Annotated in this window: 15 protein-coding genes; 6 read left to right on the top strand and 9 right to left on the bottom strand. The window is 54.3% G+C overall.

Annotated features, from left to right (window positions below):
* Window positions 1-155 precede the first annotated feature (155 nt).
* On the bottom strand, window positions 156-2111 hold the full coding sequence (locus tag KF947_RS16285) for a TonB-dependent receptor family protein (RefSeq protein WP_227404486.1): 1956 nt from the start codon (window positions 2109-2111) through the stop codon (window positions 156-158).
* Window positions 2112-2373: 262 nt separating this feature from the next.
* Here KF947_RS16285 and KF947_RS16280 point away from each other — a divergent pair, with 262 nt between their 5' ends.
* A complete protein-coding gene (locus KF947_RS16280; protein WP_009722289.1) occupies window positions 2374-2547 on the top strand; it encodes a YqaE/Pmp3 family membrane protein in 174 nt (57 codons plus the stop codon).
* Between the two features lie 88 nt (window positions 2548-2635).
* Here the strand turns inward: KF947_RS16280 and KF947_RS16275 are convergent, their stop codons facing one another.
* The 3 genes from KF947_RS16275 to KF947_RS16265 all read right to left on the bottom strand — a co-directional run bounded on the left by KF947_RS16275 (window position 2636) and on the right by KF947_RS16265 (window position 5464).
* Complete coding sequence (locus KF947_RS16275) at window positions 2636-3127, bottom strand: nucleoside deaminase (protein ID WP_227404485.1); 492 nt, start codon at window positions 3125-3127, stop codon at window positions 2636-2638.
* A gap of 36 nt (window positions 3128-3163) precedes the next feature.
* Window positions 3164-4426 carry a dicarboxylate/amino acid:cation symporter gene (locus tag KF947_RS16270; protein ID WP_227404484.1) on the bottom strand — a complete coding sequence of 421 codons (1263 nt, stop codon included), beginning with the start codon at window positions 4424-4426 and terminating at the stop codon, window positions 3164-3166.
* A gap of 63 nt (window positions 4427-4489) precedes the next feature.
* Entirely contained in the window at window positions 4490-5464 is a 975-nt protein-coding gene (locus tag KF947_RS16265; RefSeq protein WP_227404483.1) for an AraC family transcriptional regulator, read from the bottom strand.
* A 200-nt stretch (window positions 5465-5664) separates the two neighbouring features.
* Between KF947_RS16265 and KF947_RS16260 the strand changes: the two genes are divergently transcribed.
* From KF947_RS16260 to KF947_RS16250, 3 genes are all read left to right on the top strand, one after another.
* A complete protein-coding gene (locus KF947_RS16260; protein WP_227404482.1) occupies window positions 5665-6405 on the top strand; it encodes an SDR family oxidoreductase in 741 nt (246 codons plus the stop codon).
* A gap of 61 nt (window positions 6406-6466) precedes the next feature.
* The gene (locus KF947_RS16255) at window positions 6467-6838 is read left to right on the top strand and encodes an Atu4866 domain-containing protein (RefSeq protein ID WP_133732990.1); all 372 of its coding nucleotides are present in this window, start codon (window positions 6467-6469) and stop codon (window positions 6836-6838) included.
* A 314-nt stretch (window positions 6839-7152) separates the two neighbouring features.
* A complete protein-coding gene (locus KF947_RS16250) occupies window positions 7153-7359 on the top strand; it encodes a cold-shock protein (RefSeq protein WP_007111402.1) in 207 nt (68 codons plus the stop codon).
* A gap of 281 nt (window positions 7360-7640) precedes the next feature.
* Here KF947_RS16250 and KF947_RS16245 read toward each other — a convergent pair whose 3' ends face one another.
* Window positions 7641-8507, bottom strand: a complete 867-nt coding sequence (locus KF947_RS16245) for a putative RNA methyltransferase (RefSeq protein ID WP_227404481.1) — start codon at window positions 8505-8507, stop codon at window positions 7641-7643.
* A gap of 36 nt (window positions 8508-8543) precedes the next feature.
* Window positions 8544-9473 carry a DMT family transporter gene (locus tag KF947_RS16240; RefSeq protein WP_227404480.1) on the bottom strand — a complete coding sequence of 310 codons (930 nt, stop codon included), beginning with the start codon at window positions 9471-9473 and terminating at the stop codon, window positions 8544-8546.
* A 97-nt stretch (window positions 9474-9570) separates the two neighbouring features.
* Here KF947_RS16240 and KF947_RS16235 point away from each other — a divergent pair, with 97 nt between their 5' ends.
* Window positions 9571-10506 (top strand): LysR substrate-binding domain-containing protein, encoded by a 936-nt coding sequence (locus KF947_RS16235; RefSeq protein ID WP_133732993.1) that lies wholly within the window; start codon window positions 9571-9573, stop codon window positions 10504-10506.
* 39 nt (window positions 10507-10545) lie between these two features.
* On the opposite strand, the gene KF947_RS16230 is transcribed toward KF947_RS16235, so the two are convergent.
* Entirely contained in the window at window positions 10546-11283 is a 738-nt protein-coding gene (locus KF947_RS16230) for a helix-turn-helix domain-containing protein (protein WP_223287857.1), read from the bottom strand.
* A 159-nt stretch (window positions 11284-11442) separates the two neighbouring features.
* Here KF947_RS16230 and KF947_RS16225 point away from each other — a divergent pair, with 159 nt between their 5' ends.
* Window positions 11443-14916: an acyl-[ACP]--phospholipid O-acyltransferase gene (locus KF947_RS16225; protein ID WP_227404479.1), complete on the top strand. Its 3474-nt coding sequence runs from the start codon at window positions 11443-11445 to the stop codon at window positions 14914-14916.
* Between the two features lie 75 nt (window positions 14917-14991).
* Here the strand turns inward: KF947_RS16225 and KF947_RS16220 are convergent, their stop codons facing one another.
* Complete coding sequence (locus KF947_RS16220; protein WP_133733088.1) at window positions 14992-15747, bottom strand: alpha/beta hydrolase family protein; 756 nt, start codon at window positions 15745-15747, stop codon at window positions 14992-14994.
* 134 nt (window positions 15748-15881) lie between these two features.
* Entirely contained in the window at window positions 15882-16313 is a 432-nt protein-coding gene (locus KF947_RS16215) for a helix-turn-helix domain-containing protein (protein ID WP_133733087.1), read from the bottom strand.

Below are 16313 nucleotides of genomic sequence, written 5' to 3'. Positions count from 1 at the left end.
CTTCAGCTCGCGAATATTTGAGCTCATAGCCCGCCCGCTTAGTCTAAGGGGTGCCTGCGGCACCCTTCGCGAGCTGAAGCTCCCTCCCACAGGTTTAGTTTTCCGCCTAGTGGAGTTAATTCAACATTGAGTGACTAAGAGCCAGTTTTAAAGTCTTAGAAACTAACTTCTACGCCACCATAAACACTGCGATCCGGCGCAGGTTCGTAGAAACGGCCAAAGGTGCCGTTCAAGCGTACGTTAGCGTAGTGTTCTTCATCGAAGAGATTGCGCACGCCCACATACGCATTTAGCCGCGTATCGCTTCCCAACTGCCAACCATCACCCACCCGCAGGTTCACCAGCCAATAGCTATCGACTTCTGTCTCATTGGCGTTGTCCGCCACCATATCGCCTACGTACTGGGTCTCCAGCGTGGCAAAGCGCTCATCCAGGCCCTGCCAAGTTAGCTGATTGACCCAGGTCTGCTCGGGTAAGCCAGGTATGCGGTTACCGCCAAAACTCTCTGACGGTGTAGTAAATCGATCAAACTCGTAGCTTGCCAGCGTCAGGGCACTATCCAACCGCCACTGGTCAGCAAGCTGCCAACCCAGCGCCAGCTCAATGCCGTCGCGGTCGGTGTCGCCTGCGTTTTGGTAGAAGGTGCGACCGCCGTCATCATAAGGCACCAGCTCGTCACGCACGCGTACCGAAAACAGCGTTAAATCGTAGTCCATGGCAAGCGGTGCAATGTAGCCACGCGTGCCAACTTCACGGTTCCAGGCTTTTTGCGGCGACACGGACGGGTTGAAACCGCCCCCCACTGGATTGGCAAACTCTGAGAACGTCGGCGTTTCAAACGCCGTACCGGTATTCACGTAGACCTGGTGCTGAGGGCGGTAACGGTAGCTAAGCCCCGCTGAACCGCTCCACTCATTGAAGGTTTGTTCACCGCTCTGATCACCATCGCTCAGGTAACGATCGTCTACCTCTAACTCCACGCTATCGAAGCGCGCGCCAAGCGAGAGCGTTACCTGCTCAGTCAGCGCTAAATCGCCCTGGGCAAATACCCCGGCGGAGGTTGCCCTCTGGGTCTCTTCCGCCAACTGCTCGCCGACCACACCTTGGCCATTTACCGCATTACGAAAGCGCTCGTCGTCTTGGCGGGCCACATCAACACCGGTGATGTAGCTCAGCGGCAGGCTGCCCAAGCTGACTTCATGGTGATACTCAGCGCTCGCGCCCAGATAGTCACGCTGGTAGCCGATACGGCTATCGCCCACATAGGGTAGCTGCTGCTCAAAATCGCGCTGGGCAACAAAGCCTTTTAAATAGAGCGCTCCAGGGCCGGCAGACAGATCTTCGTACTGTAGCCCGATAAGCTGCTGATCTACGTTCTGTCCGGCATTCAACGCTAATGAGTTCGGCGCCGCTTGATCGCGGCCACGGGCCACTTCACCGGCGTTCAGCGCGCCGGGGTCTTCGGAACGGGGGTTTTCAAGCAGGTTGATAATCGCGGTTAACGCCCGATCGCTGCCTAATTCGCGGCGCAGTTTGGCATTCAACAGGTATTTCTCTGTAGAGCTCTGCTCCCGGTAACCATCCACATTAAGAGCAGAGAAGCTGACATGGTGCGACCAGTCCCCCTGGGCTCCACCGGTTTGTACGACTGCCTTACGGTAGCCATCGCTGCCCACCTCGGTGCGCACGCTTGAGCCTGGGTTATCGCGCCCATCGGCGGTGGTGATATCAATCACCCCACCCGCCGCGTTGCCGTAAAGTACCGAAGAGGGCCCGCGGATCACTTCGATGCGCTCAGCGCTGTCCAGATCAATGGCATCTAACTGGGCTTGGCCATCGGGTAGCGTATAGGGAATGCCATCCACCATGACGGTAATACCGCGAACGCCAAACGGCGCCCGAGCGCCAAAACCGCGAATAGAGATTCGCTGGCCTTGGGCGAAATTATCGCGGTTCTGTAAAAACATGCCAGGCACGCGCACTAACGCCTCATCCAGACGCGTGCGCTGCTGCCCCTGAGCAATCGCCTCACGGTCGAGCGCTGAAACCGCAGCGGGCGTGGCGTAAAGCTCTCGCGACAGGCGTGGCGCTGTCACTTCCAGCGTAGCCATTGTGCTATCACTCGCCGGACTCTCTTGAGCCCAACTTTGGCCTGCGCCAAGACAGCTTAATAAGCAAAAAGACGTGGTGGTTACTTTTAACGGCACTTTGATGAACACGGGGTCCCTCCCAAACAGCGTAGAGCGGAAATAAATGGCGGAATTGAACGATTGCCTACTCGGCTAGTCACAAAGGGTTCGCCAAGGCATGGATAAATAGGTTGATCGTGCCTACACTTGTACAAGTTACACTAATGAAAGCAAAGGAGGCTTCATGGCGTTTACAGCGACTGATCCAATCAAGATGATTTTTGCCGTAATACTTCCCCCACTCGGCGTATTTTTTGAGGTCGGTTTTAAAGGGCATTTCTGGCTGAATATTATTCTAACGCTATTTGGCTTCGTACCGGGCATCATTCATGCGTTTTATGTGATATTGAAGCACTAGGTTTTAATAGCTGGATTTTAATAACTAGGCTTCAATAACTAGGTTTAGCGAATACGACGCCGCCTAAGCTAACGCTTAGGCGGCTTTTTTAGGCCTTTAAAGCAGGGCTGGCATGGCGCCGTTTATGTAAAGCGTGAACCCGTTCATCCAGCTCAGCTACCGGGCCTTCTACCTTGAGCCCTGGCACAATCTGTTGAATAGGCAAGGTCGCAACTGGGGAAGGCGCCACGTCTAAATCTGCAAGCCAACGACCCAACTGTTCAGACGAGCTGGCGTAGACAATTCGCCCTAGCCCTACCCAGCCATGGGCAGCGGCACACATCGGGCAATGCTCGCCTGAAGTGTAAACGGTCGCCTTTACTCGCGCCTCCGGCGTCATATTCTGAGCAGCCCAGCGCGCCAGGAAGAACTCCGGGTGCTGAGTAGAATCCCCACCGGCAATGCGGTTACGGTCTTCGGCCAAGATATCTCCTTCGGCACTTACCAGTACGCTACCAAAAGGTTCATCACCCGCCTCAAGGGCTTCTTCGGCTAACTCAACGGCACGCGTTAAGTAAGCGAGTTCTCGATCATTCAACATGTGCTTTCCTTTTAGTCGTCAATGGCCCTACTGTTTTTACCCCTTTACCGTCGCTGGTGCTTCTTCGACAAACTCCTCTTGCAACTCCTCGCCTTCACTACGGGCTATCACAGAGGTGCCGACCAAGTCGCCTGTCACGTTCAGCGCCGTACAGCCCATTCCCACCAGCGCATCGATAGCGGTGAGCAACGCGACGGTTTCAATTGGCAAGCCCACTTGAGCAAACACCGTGGCAATCATTATGATTCCCGCCCCCGGCACCCCAGCCGTGCCCACCGACACTAGTGTGCCGATCAACACGATTTGCACCATGCTGATGAAATCCAGCGGTGCACCAATCACGTTGGCGGCAAACACCGCCGAGATGGCGATACGAATCGCCGCCCCATCCATATTTAAAGTAGCCCCTAACGGCAGACTAAAAGCATAGATGCTTTTGGGAATTCCTAAGCGATGGGCAGCATTAATCGTTAGCGGTAACGTACCCGAGCTACTTTGGGTGGCAAACGCCGTGGCCATCGGCGTACGGGCCTCGCGGAAGAAGGTGCGCAGCTTCACGCCAAACAACCGCATGATGACGCAATAAATCAGCAGTTGGGTTGCCAGCGCGATATACAGAACAACCACCATATCGCCCAGTGAGAGCAGCGTTTCCAACCCCTGCTGACTCACCGTTTCGGCGACAATCGCAAACACGCCGATAGGCACGTAGTGCAATACACCCGACATCACTTTTAGAGTGACCTCGTTTAGCGCTTCAATCACCCCATAAAGACGCTCCCCCATGGCATGCTGACGCTCTGACTGGCGCATTTTTAGCAGGGCGATGCCAAACACCAGCGCCGTAAAAATAATGCCCAACATGTTGAGTTCGGCAAACGCACCAATAATATTATCCGGCACTATATTCAGCAGCGTATCGACAACACCGGGATTCTCGGGCACCGAGAAACTGGCGCTCTCATCCAACGTCATACCGCTGCCAGGGCTAAACAGCGTGGCAACCGCTAAGCCCACCATGATCGCCAGCGCAGAAGAGGTAAGGTAATAGCCAAACACCTTGCCGCCTACGCGGCCAGCGCTTCCCTCCCGGGACTGATTCACCCCTACCATCAGCGTAAACAGCACAATGGGGACAATCAGAAAAGTAAGCAGCCGTAGCAGCAGGTCACCCAACGGCGCTAGCCAAACAGCGACTGTTTCACCGCCAATCAGCCCGACGATAACGCCCAGTACTAGCGCAACAGTGACGCGTAAAATCAACGATGCCTGAGCATAGGCCTTCCATACACGAGTCATTTGCATCCCTACAGATTTGAAGAAGTTGGTCGGTCTAATTTGATAAGCAACCATCACACTCTATTAGTGTGGCACAGCGATATCCACCAAGTGAGTAGGTGGCAATAAATCAAGGCTTGCCTTCATGGTGCGTACCTCCTCCGCTGGCGGGCGGCCAAAGAAGCGCTTGAATTCACGACTAAACTGGGAGGGGCTTTCATAGCCCACTCGGCTCGCGGCTGCGGCAGCCGTTAACCCATCACGTATCATTAACAGCCGAGCATGGTGCAAGCGGGTGGATTTAATGTACTGGATAGGAGAGGTCTGGGTGATTGCCTTGAAGTGTACGTGAAAGGCGGGCGCACTCATGCCGGCTTCACTCGCCAGGCTGCCTACTTCCAGCGCATCGGCATAGTTAGCATGGATACGGTTGAGCGCTTTAGCAATTTTACCAAATTGCCCATAATGGGAGAGTGCTGTTCGAACACTGCCGCCCTGCTCTCCCGTCAATACCCGGTAGCAGATCTCCCTGACGATAAAAGGGGCGAGAATATGCGCATCCGTTGGTGAAGAAAGGGCTCTCAGTAAACGTAATGTCGCATCTGCCAGCGGCTCTTCCAGCGGGCTTGAAAGCATGCCGCGCGGCGCCTCAAACCCATACTCGCCTGACGCCTCCAACATCGTCACCAACTCGGCGATTACCAACGCATCCAGGCGGATAGCAATACCCAGCATTGGCTTGTCAGGGCTGGCTTCTGTTTCCGAAGTAAACGGCAGGGGCACAGATAACACCAAATAGCGCTGTGCATCGTAGATATACACCTCATCACCCAAATAGCCACGCTTTCGGCCTTGGCAGATGATGACGATACTCGGCTCGTAGAGCACAGAGGTGTTTTTGAGCGGGCGGTTAGAGCGCATAAAGCGTACGCCGTCCAATAGCGACTGGGTATACCCTTCGTGTGGTGCGAGTTGGTATAAGCATTCGGCGATATTGCTGTAAACCATAGAATCGCTCTTCAGTATCATGTTAACCACCTCGGTAATACGTGTCGGCACCTCAACCAATCCCTAAGAGCCAATAACGCCATAAGAGCCAATAACACCATAAGAGCAATATACATACTTTGTTGCTTGTCTCGCCGCCCTCCTTTAACAATCAAATAGGATTAGGCAAGCATGCAATAGGATTGCCTATACAGATGCCAGCCGCAGCAGCCTAATCTTCTCTGGGTACCCACCACCCTGAGGATTATCCAATGACTGCTTTAACAACCCCATCTTCCAAAGTCGTTTTACTGACCGGTGCCAGCAGCGGCATCGGTGAAGCCACTGCTCGCTGGCTTGCAGGTCAAGGGCACCATTTGATTATTGGCGCACGCCGAACTGATCGGTTGGAAGCATTGGCCCACTCCCTTCGCGAAGAGGGCGGCAGCGTGGATTTCCAGGCACTGGATGTCACCGACCTTAAAGACATGCAGGCGTTTGCGGATTTCGCGATCAAAACCCACGGCCGCATAGATGTCATCGTCAACAACGCGGGCGTCATGCCCCTATCGCCTTTGGCAGCGCTCAAAGTAGATGAGTGGAACCGCATGATCGATGTCAACATTCGCGGCGTACTCAATGGTATCGCCGCTGTTCTGCCTACTATGCAGGCCCAGGAAAGTGGCCAGGTGATCAACATCTCCTCCATCGGTGGCCTCACGGTTATGCCCACCGCAGCAGTCTACTGCGCCACTAAATATGCGGTGCGCGCTATTTCCGATGGGCTACGCCAGGAAACCGACAAGATCCGCGTGACCTGTGTCTACCCAGGGGTAGTGGAATCAGAGCTGGCTCATACCATCACCGATGCTGAAACCGCCAAGGCAATCGACCTTTTCCGCCAAATTACACTCAAGCCCGAGGCTATCGCCTCCGCCATTGCGCATGCCATCAACCAGCCCGATGACGTAGATACCAGCGATATCGTCGTACGGCCTACGGCGAGTCACTAACTGCGCGTCAGGTGCTGTGCGAGCTTTTGGCCGAACGTAAACATTAGCGCGAGCGATATTCATGCAAGAAAACAAGCTTCCCATTTACTGGAAACGTGCCCTGGTGGTCGCAGGCATTATCACTATTTTTCCAACGACCACCTCTGCTCAACCTATCCTAAACGAAGGAAATGACGCCATGGCAGACCATCCTTATGTTGGAACGTGGGTAACCAAAGACGGTTATATACGTCATGAGCTTCTAGCCAACAACCGCTACGATGAAGCCCGTGGCGAGCGTGAAAGCGCTTATCAGGGGCGCTATAAAGTGACGGGTAACCACATCGAATACTGGGACGACACCGGCTTTACCGCTGACGGTGAATTCATTGACGATGTGCTTTACCACGCTGGAATGGTGTTATATCGCCAACAGAATATGTCCACGGATTAACCAAGAGGATTAAGGGAGGGGACGGGGCAGAGCTGCGTACTGAAGAATGGGCTGGCAATAGAGGCTCTCACTGCCCCATAGGCAAGATAATCCAGAAAGGCTTTGACACATCGAGCAATCCGTGACACTGTAGCGTCAGTTGGTTAGCAAGCAAGCATGGTTTCAGAAGTGTACGAAAAAGATTTGGAAATGTACGAGATAGACGTGTACGAGATCTTTCGGCAAGCCTGTAATTGTATTCCTTGTTTTATCCGCTATTAATCTGGGTGATACCAGGAACTTTACTAAGCGCTTTGCGCGAAAGGATTTTTACTATGTCTACTGGCACAGTTAAGTGGTTCAACGATACTAAAGGCTTCGGTTTTATTGCTCCTTCTGACGGCGGCGATGACCTGTTTGCCCATTTCTCTGAAATTCAAGCAGACGGCTTCAAAACCCTGCAAGAAGGCGCTAACGTTTCTTTTGACGTTACCCAGGGTAAGAAAGGCCTTCAAGCTTCAAACATCAAGCAAATTTCCTAAGTCTAAGTCTCTAAGACATAGCGCTTAAGAATTTGCTCGAACCTTTCGAGGTTCGGATAACAAGGCCCGCTTATGCGGGCCTTGTTGCGTTTGGAGCATACTAAAACGGCGTTTACACTACCCTTTTATATTGGCTATTCGTCATTCAGTATAAAATTATTTCTGCCAGACTGATAGTTGACCTGTGGGAGGTAGCTTTAGCTCGCGACCAATTAGGCTGACAGCCATAAGACACAAAATGGCCGATTAATCTTAAATCCGCATCAGATGACGAATAACCCTTATACTTTCGTATAGATCACCAGCCGCACATCCACCGTTACGGACAACATTTCAAGAGCCGCTGCGCGTGCACGCCCCTCAGCGCTGGCCCGGTAAAGATGCGGCGTCATCGCCAACAGATCGGCAATTTCGTCACTGCCGTTTAGCGCAAGCGAGTAGCTTACTCTCTCGCTGCTATGGTGAGTAAAGCCTTCCAGCACCTCTATCTCAGTCGAGCGTTCAGGCTTTAACGTGGGATAGATAACCTCCCGCAGCTCCCTCAAGTGATTGGGCCCCGCCTCGACCTGCAGTAGTACGCCTCCGGTTCTCAACACACGGGCAAACTCGCTTAATACCGGAAAGCCAAACATACACAGCACGCAATCCAGCGTTTCCGTCTGCACGGGCAAGTGCGCATTACTGCCCACCACCCAACTACTTAACGGTGCCTGTTTATTGTCTTGCTTTGCAGCGGCCAATACCGCCCATTTAGAGATATCCAGCCCCATCAGCGAAAGTGGATGCGTGTTAGTCGCTGCATCAGCTAATTGGCGAAGGTAGTAACCTTCACCGCAGCCCGCATCCAGGCAGCTAAAAGGCTGGCTGGCTGCCTTTTGAACCTCGGCATGGCCCAACACAGCATGACTAACCGCCTCCGCAATAGCTTGGTAATGCCCAGCACCAAGAAAACGCTGGCGAGCGGCCACCATCGCCTTGCTATCCCCCGGATCGTGGGAACGTTTTTGCTGCACCGGCAGTAAATTAACGTAGCCCTGCTTAGCAATATCAAAGCTGTGACCATCAGAGCATCGCCAAACGCTATCCGACCAACTGAGTGGTTTTCCGTCTAGCGGGCACGCCAGTGCTTGAAAAGGGGTAATGCTCATATCGGTGTCTTCGCAGAGATAGATGGGTGCATGCGTTTAGCGAGTCACCAGAATGATGCCAACTAAAATAACGCCACCGCCGATTACAAAATTAATGCTCAGCGGCTCATTGAGCAGCAGTGTACCAAACAGAATACCGAAAAGCGGCGCCAAGAAAGAAAACACGCCTAACTGCGAAGCGCGGTAGCGGCGCAACAAGGTAAACCATAACAGCAGCGCAGCAAACGAAATGATCAGCGTCTGAAAGCCAAGGCTGGCTATCGCCATCGGGGTAAACTGCGCGCTCATTAGCTGTCCGGATATAGCCGCCACCGGCAGGAGCAACAACGCCGTCACACTCAGTTGATAGCTCAGAGTGAGCTCTGCTGGCGCTTCGGAAAGCGATGTTCTGCGGATCACAACGGTCGTGGCTGCCCATGAGAGACCTGCGAGCAAGCCCAGTGCATCACCGATGACAATCTCGATGCTATAGGCGCCGCTTGGCGCCATGGCAATCACCATTCCCAGAAATGCCAAGCCGACGCCCCACCACTGGCGAATGGAGAGTTGCTCGCCAGGTACCCAAAGATGTAAACCCAGGGCAGCGAAGATAGGCGCAGTATACAGAAACACCGACATGTGGGACGCCAAGGTATAGGTTAACCCCCAGGCGATAAAAGCGAACTCAGCAGCAAACCCGAGGCCCACCAGTAACCCAGGGCTCCAATGGTGACCCACATCCGCCCACCGAATGCCTCGCCAATAAGCCAGCCCGCCGACCAGGCAAACCGCCATAATGGAGCGCAGGGCCATCTGTACCATGGGTGATATATCCTCAGCCACACCTTTAATGGCCACTTGCTGAAAACCCAACACTAGGCAAAATAGCAGCATCAGCGATGCTGCCGTTGCGTCCACTGTCTTTCGCTGTGCACGACCAATTATGCAGTCAGAATGGGGATTTGAGACTACTCTTTGATTACTCATTGCGGGCTCCTATAACCTATAGGTGCCCATTGCAACAGTAAGCATCTGTGCGTACAAACGATTACTTATCGGGTCTAGGCTTAGGAAAACTCACGCTATGAGAATAGAAAGGCTACCGCTGAATGCCCTGCGCGCGTTTGCCGAGGCCGTGCGCGAAAATAGCTTCAAAGCCGCCGCTTATCGTCTCGGGGTGACGCCTGGCGCCGTTAGCCGACAGGTCAAACAGTTGGAAGATCACTTAGGCGTGGTACTTTTTGAACGTCATGCCAATGGAGTTTTTGCCACCGAGGCAGGCCGGGTACTGGCTGAAGATGTTCAAGCGGGCCTTTTGCGTATCGCCAACGGCATACAGAACGTCACCGAGCGCTCAGAAGAGGCTTTTCGCTTGCTACTGAGTGCACCGCCCTCTTTTCTACAACTCTGGCTGCTCCCCCGCTTACCCCGCTTTGAAGCTAATGAGCGGCAAATAGAAATCTCTCTGGATGCCGAGGCGCGCTTAACGCCACCGCTGTGGTTGCCCAACAGGGCACGCTTATCACTTCGCTACGGCCGGGGCCCTTGGCCCGGCGTCACCAGCCAGCGTCTGTTTGAAGACACGCTATTTCCGGTTTGCTCGCCCTCCCTATTAGCGCAGGCAAGCATACAAACCCCCAACGATTTGCTGGCACAGACGCTGCTCACCGTGGAATGGTGCAGCCACGCAGGCCACCATATCCCAGGCTGGAGTGATTGGTTTAAAAGCGCCGGGGTAGCGCTCACCAAGATGCCCAACCAGCGGCAATACTCGCTTTACAGCCTGGCTCTGGATCAGGCCATTGCCGGCCAAGGCGTGGTACTCGCCAGCTACCCTCTGGTAGCTGACCGGCTAGCGAGCGGTGTTCTGGTACGCCCTTTTGCGGAGCAATATCCACTCGCTTCTCCATTCGCCTACGAACTGATTCTACCTAGTAATGGAGAAGCGCCACCGGCGGTAGCTAGATTCACGGAGTGGCTTGAACACGAAGCTGCCAGCTTTCGTGATACATCACTATAGCGGTGGCAGTCTCAACCTTTATTTCATCTACCTTCTTACTTAACCCTCACGCTTATAGCCTTGGAACAGCCCATACTGCCACTGCCGTACCGCCAGCACCGAGGTCGTGCCAAACCGCTGATGAATGGGTAGCCCGCTCTCTCGTTCGCATAGCGCATGAAACTCTTTTGCCAAGCGCTGCATGGTCTGCTGCCATTCAGCATTTCCCGCAGGGGATAATAGCCCGTTAAGGACGATGAGTTTTTCGCTGTCACTATCAAAACGGGAGCGGAAAAATTCGTTGGCGATATGCTGCTGAAAGAAACGCTGGATTGGCCCGTCCGCTCGCCAGCGGAAATTGGCGGCTACCCGACGTCTGATCCGGTTATCGGGGAGTAGATCAATAAGCTTAAGCCGCTCAAGCTTCAGTAACTGCCGGATACACTCTGCTTCACTTAGCTGGTACTGGTGATGAATTTCGTCGAAGCTATAGCCATTGATGACGCAGACAGCCACCAGAAACAGCTCACGATCATCCACAATACTCTGCTCTTGGGCATGGGTTAGCTCCTGCAAGCGCTGCTCGTCCGCTTGCATGGTCTGCACCAGCTCGGCGAATTCGATATTCAGCTGATCACAGATGCACTCCAGCCGCGATAGCGTAAAGTGTTTTTCAGCAAACAGGCGCTTCACGGAAGCTTCGCTCAACGCCAGCCACTGAGCGACATCGGCATAGGTTTTACCCTGAGCGCGAAGCTGGCGCTTTAGCGTTTCAATCAGTGAATCGGCTTGGGACATTGAAATCTCATCAGTGAAATGAAAGACCAGACAATATAAAAGTAGCAAATAATGATACCAAACAGCACCCATGACACAACTTTGTGCAAATGAGTTGCAACCAGTAAGCCTCACAGAGAAAGTGCTACGACTTCCAGGGATTAATAAGGCTAAACAACGATGCATCGACTACTGCACTTGAAGGGCGCTTGGCCCTATTTGATCGCTATTTTCCTCAATGCCTTTGTGGATCTAGGCCACAAGATCGTCATTCAGAACACGATCTTCAAAAGTTACGATGGCGAAGCACAGGTCGTGCTCACCGCACTGGTCAACGGACTTATCCTGCTGCCGTTTATTTTACTGTTTAGCCCGGCAGGCCATGTGGCTGACAGTTACCCCAAGGTGCGCATTCTGCGCACATCGGCTTGGGCCGCCGTCGTGGTCTCACTGGGCATCACCGCTGCCTACTACCAAGGCTGGTTCTGGCTGGCCTTTTCCATGACGCTACTGCTGGCGATTCAATCGGCCTTTTACTCACCGGCCAAATACGGCTTGGTAAAAGGGCTCTTCGGCAAGCCGCATTTGGCGGAAGCCAACGGGCTGATCCAGGCGGTTACGATTGGCGCCATTCTGGCAGGCACCGTGGCGTTTACCGCGCTATTTGAAACCTGGGTCTCACCAGACGATCAAACCCCAGCGCAGCTGTTGCGCCAAATAGCCCCTCTGGGCTGGCTGCTGGTGCTCAATAGTGCCCTCCAGGTGGTGGCGCTCTACCGCCTTCCGCTTGATCACACCACTCGGTCAGACACACCGCTGACCTGGCAGCGCTACATCAAGGGCACTGCCCTAAAAGACAATCTGCGGATTATCGCTCACCAGCCCGTCATCAGGCTCTCCATTATCGGCCTGGCCACCTTTTGGTCAGTGGGCCAAGTACTGCTGGCGGCTTTTCCCGCATATGCCAAAGATGCCCTGAGTATCGATAACACCTTAGTGCTCCAGGGTATTCTCGCCGCTAGCGGCATCGGGATTGCGCTGGGTTCCCTATTCGCCAGCAAACTTTCCCACAACCGTATTGAAACCGGCTTGATTCCCGTTGGCGCCGGTGGGGTGGCTGTGGGTTTATGGTGCTTGCCGCTGTTAACCACGCCCGGAAGCCAGGCGCTGAACTTTGTTTTTATCGGCATAATGGGCGGGCTTTTCATTGTGCCGCTTAACGCGCTGATTCAGTTTCACGCCGCCGACAACGAACTAGGCACCGTGCTGGCCGCTAATAACTGGATTCAAAACATCGCCATGATGGGCTTTTTGGTGCTCACGGCGCTATTCGCGTTGGCGGGAGTGAATAGCCACTATCTGCTGCTACTGATCGCTACCGTGGCCATGGTGGGCGGTGGTTACACTATTGTTAAGCTGCCCCAAAGCTTGGTGCGCTTTCTGTTGAGCTTCCTGCTGACACGCCGCTACCGTGTAGACGTCCATGGCTTGCAGAACCTGCCCGCCCAGGGCGGCGTGCTGCTATTGGGCAACCATATCAGTTGGGTGGATTGGGCCATGGTCCAGATCGCCAGCCCCCGCCCAGTGCGCTTTGTAATGCTCAGATCGGTTTACCAGCGTTGGTACCTGCGCTGGTTCTTCAAAGCCTTGGGCTGTATTCCCATCGAGCGCGGCAGCGGTGCCGAAAAGGCCTTGGCCGATGTCGCTGAACAGCTCAATGCAGGCGAGGTGGTGTGCATCTTTCCTGAAGGGGCGATCAGCCGCACTGGTCAACTAGGCGAATTCCGTCGTGGTTACGAGCGCGCCTGTGAAATGGCGAATCCAGATGTCAAAATTGTGCCTTTCTATCTACGTGGCCTGTGGGGCAGTCAGTTCTCCCGCTCATCCAGCAAGCTTAAAGAGCTGCGCAATTCGCCATTCCACCGCTCGGTAGTGGTCGCTTTTGGCAAGCCGCTGCCCAAAGACACCTCTGCCGATGTGCTTAAACGGCGTATTTTTGAGCAGGCTACCCGCTCTTGGCAGCGGGCCATGGGCGAGCTACCTACCCTGCCTAACGCCTGGATTCAGAGCGTTAAGCGCCGCCCTAGCGATCTGGCCCTGGCCGATACCCTGGGCCGCCCACTCAACGCAAGCCAAGCGCTCACCGCCAGCCTGCTGATGGCAAAACGACTTCGCAAGCTCAACCCAGGACAGAACGTTGGCCTACTGCTACCTACCAGCAGCGCCGGGGTGATCGCCAATATGGCCACGCTGCTGGCGGGCAAAACGGTGGTGAATCTTAATTACACCGCCGACCATGAGGCGCTTGCCTCTGCCCTTTCCCAGGCGGAAATCGCTACCGTCTTCACCTCACAGCGCTTTGTGAAGAAGCTTGAGCAGCGCGGGCTCGACGTTAGCCGATTGCTTTGCGAGAAGCAGGTGGTCTTTTTAGAAAACCTGCAAACCACGATTGGCCGCGCTGAGCGCTTGAGTACCTGGCTGGCGGTAAGACTACTGCCGACTTGGATACTACAGCGCTGCTTCTGCCACGGCCAAGATGCCGATGCCACTGCCGCCATCCTGTTCTCCAGCGGAAGCGAAGGCGAACCCAAGGGCGTGATGCTCAGTCACCGCAACCTGATGGCCAATATCAAGCAGACCTCCGATGTACTCAACACTCAGAGCAACGACGTAGTAATGGGTTCACTACCGCTGTTCCACGCCTTTGGCCTCACGGTCACCCAGCTGCTACCGCTAATTGAAGGGCTACCGCTGGTGTGCCACGCCGACCCCACCGATGCCCCCGGCATTGCAGGCGCTATTGCCAAGCACAAAGCCACTATCATGTTCGGCACCTCCAGCTTTTTAAGGCTGTTTGTGCGCAGCTCAAAAGTGCATCCGTTAATGCTGGAAAGCTTGAGGGTGGTGGTTGCCGGGGCTGAAAAGCTCGACGAAAACGTGCGTAATAGCTTTGCGCTGAAATTCCACAAGCCTGTGTATGAAGGCTACGGTGCCACGGAAATCGCCCCAGTCGCCTCAGTGAACCTGCCCGACGCCATGGGCGTTCACTATCAGCAGGTGCAGCGGGGCAGCAAGGTAGGCACCGTCGGTATGCCGCTGCCCGGCACCAGCTTCAAAATCGTCGACCCGGAGAGCTTTGAAGAGCTGCCCACCGGCGAGGCAGGCATGATATTGATTAGCGGCCCGCAGATAATGCAGGGCTACCTCAATGACCCCAACCGCACGGCCAAGGCGCTTCATGTGATCGATGGCCACCGCTGGTACATAACGGGGGATAAAGGCTTTATCGATGAAGACGGCTTCTTAACCCTGATTGACCGCTACGCCCGCTTTGCCAAAATCGGCGGTGAAATGATCAGTCTCAGCGTCGTTGAAACGGCGGTTCAGGCGGCTCTGGAGGATATAGACACCGCACTGATGGCGGTGAATATTCCCGATAGCCGCAAAGGTGAGCGCATTGTGCTGCTCTCAGAAACAGCGTTAGACGCCAAAACTGTTAAGGCCACTATGCTCGCTAACGGTACGCCACCCATGATGATCCCCAGCCATTGGTTTACGGTAGAGACCATCCCTCACCTTGGCTCTGGAAAAGCGGACTTTGCAGGGGCGAAACGTTTGGCTCAAGCACTGATAGAGGAAGAACTGAAGCATTAAAAGGTGATGCCTACAGCTACCAAGGTGGGCTTTTGGATGGGAAAATAGTGAACCTTTGTTCAATTAACTCTGGATTTAAAGGTGTTTTGAAAAGAAGTCTAGCAGCAGCTCATGATGTTTATTCTGCCCTGAGCTGCTAGGTATATGATCCTCACCTTCGTAGTAGTGCACTTCCGGGGAGCGGCCATGCTCGAGCAGGTGCGCTTCCAAACGTTTGGTCATTTCCACCGACCACATTCGGTCTTTGGTGCCATGGGAAAGCAGTAGCGGCCCTGGGTAGCGTTCGATTTCTATCGGCGTGGTCGGCAGCAAGTCTTCGTGACTACCACACCATGTCCAGGCGCGTTTGCTGACATCCCAGGCTTGCCAGCCCGGGTCACCCGCATCGCGAAAGCTACGTGCATCAAAGGCACCGCACACCACATCGGGCGGGCTATGGGCGGCGATGGCATCAGGCATACCTTCGATCTTATCTCTTGCCATCAGTGAGCCGAGCAATAATGCATGCTCGGCGCCGCGTGAGATGCCATAGAGCCCTACTCGCTCATCAGCGAACTGGAATTCCCGTAGGGCTTTAAATGCCTCTACGCTGCGATCCAGTGGGTAATCGATAATATGCCCCGCGCTCCAGGCATTACCGCCGCTTGAGTAGCCATAAGGGAACGCCAAGAAGCCATGGGCGGCGAATAGCATCGCGTCACGATGACTCCACCCCGCCCATGCGCCTTCAGAACCATGCAGCAGCATGACAGCTGGAAAAGGCCCATCGCCTGGTGGGCCATAGGTAACGCCCCAGCCGGTTATCAAACGCTGCACGATATTTAAAGGCATCTAGCCACCCCCTCTTTCACCGTAAACTTCTCTTTCCTCACCATGATACTTACCAAGCACAGTAAAAAGAGTGAAAGTCATGTAGAAAGCGGTCACTTCTTGTACCTAGGTACTCTCAGCGCCATAAGGCTTTATCAGGTCAAAACGCGTAGCTTTTCCCTGGGTTCTTTAAACGAGTCGGTTGCGATGCCAAACCGCTCCGAAAGCTCGCAGATTTGGCGCCAGTTAAGCTTGCGGCGCCCACTGAGAACTTCAGACACCACCGATTGAGCGCCAACTTCAGGTAGCTCGCTCTGCGCTATCCCATGCTCTTGCATAAGGTAGCGAAGTACCTCACTTCCAGACACCTCCGGCATCGGGCGATGTACTTCATCATAGGACTCAATGATATCACCCAAGCGATTCGCCAGGCCGGCAAGTGGGTGTGTCTCATCGTCACCGACAAGATCAAGAATTTCATCAAGCGCCTCGACCCGGGCATCGTATTCAGCTTCGGTATGTGGATCGCTAAGAAGAGGGGCAAGATAAACCCAGTGTTCCGTCGCTTGCTCAACGAGTGTGTGCAT

The organism is Halomonas sp. FeN2 (assembly GCF_020595105.1).
Lineage (GTDB): Bacteria > Pseudomonadota > Gammaproteobacteria > Pseudomonadales > Halomonadaceae > Vreelandella > Vreelandella neptunia.
The sequence above is the reverse complement of the archived record's forward strand: the minus strand, read 5'-3'. Positions and strand labels throughout refer to the sequence as shown.

Excerpts from the sequence above, each read along its gene's own strand:
- KF947_RS16225 (WP_227404479.1), top strand. The coding sequence starts at position 11,443 with ATGCATCGACTACTGCACTTGAAGGGCGCTTGGCCCTATTTGATCGCT.
- KF947_RS16230 (WP_223287857.1), bottom strand. The coding sequence starts at position 11,283 with ATGTCCCAAGCCGATTCACTGATTGAAACGCTAAAGCGCCAGCTTCGC.
- KF947_RS16250 (WP_007111402.1), top strand. The coding sequence starts at position 7,153 with ATGTCTACTGGCACAGTTAAGTGGTTCAACGATACTAAAGGCTTCGGT.
- KF947_RS16235 (WP_133732993.1), top strand. The coding sequence starts at position 9,571 with ATGAGAATAGAAAGGCTACCGCTGAATGCCCTGCGCGCGTTTGCCGAG.
- KF947_RS16220 (WP_133733088.1), bottom strand. The coding sequence starts at position 15,747 with ATGCCTTTAAATATCGTGCAGCGTTTGATAACCGGCTGGGGCGTTACC.
- KF947_RS16270 (WP_227404484.1), bottom strand. The coding sequence starts at position 4,426 with ATGACTCGTGTATGGAAGGCCTATGCTCAGGCATCGTTGATTTTACGC.
- KF947_RS16240 (WP_227404480.1), bottom strand. The coding sequence starts at position 9,473 with ATGAGTAATCAAAGAGTAGTCTCAAATCCCCATTCTGACTGCATAATT.
- KF947_RS16215 (WP_133733087.1), bottom strand. The coding sequence starts at position 16,313 with ATGCACACACTCGTTGAGCAAGCGACGGAACACTGGGTTTATCTTGCC.
- KF947_RS16260 (WP_227404482.1), top strand. The coding sequence starts at position 5,665 with ATGACTGCTTTAACAACCCCATCTTCCAAAGTCGTTTTACTGACCGGT.
- KF947_RS16280 (WP_009722289.1), top strand. The coding sequence starts at position 2,374 with ATGGCGTTTACAGCGACTGATCCAATCAAGATGATTTTTGCCGTAATA.
- KF947_RS16245 (WP_227404481.1), bottom strand. The coding sequence starts at position 8,507 with ATGAGCATTACCCCTTTTCAAGCACTGGCGTGCCCGCTAGACGGAAAA.
- KF947_RS16275 (WP_227404485.1), bottom strand. The coding sequence starts at position 3,127 with ATGTTGAATGATCGAGAACTCGCTTACTTAACGCGTGCCGTTGAGTTA.
- KF947_RS16255 (WP_133732990.1), top strand. The coding sequence starts at position 6,467 with ATGCAAGAAAACAAGCTTCCCATTTACTGGAAACGTGCCCTGGTGGTC.
- KF947_RS16285 (WP_227404486.1), bottom strand. The coding sequence starts at position 2,111 with ATGGCTACGCTGGAAGTGACAGCGCCACGCCTGTCGCGAGAGCTTTAC.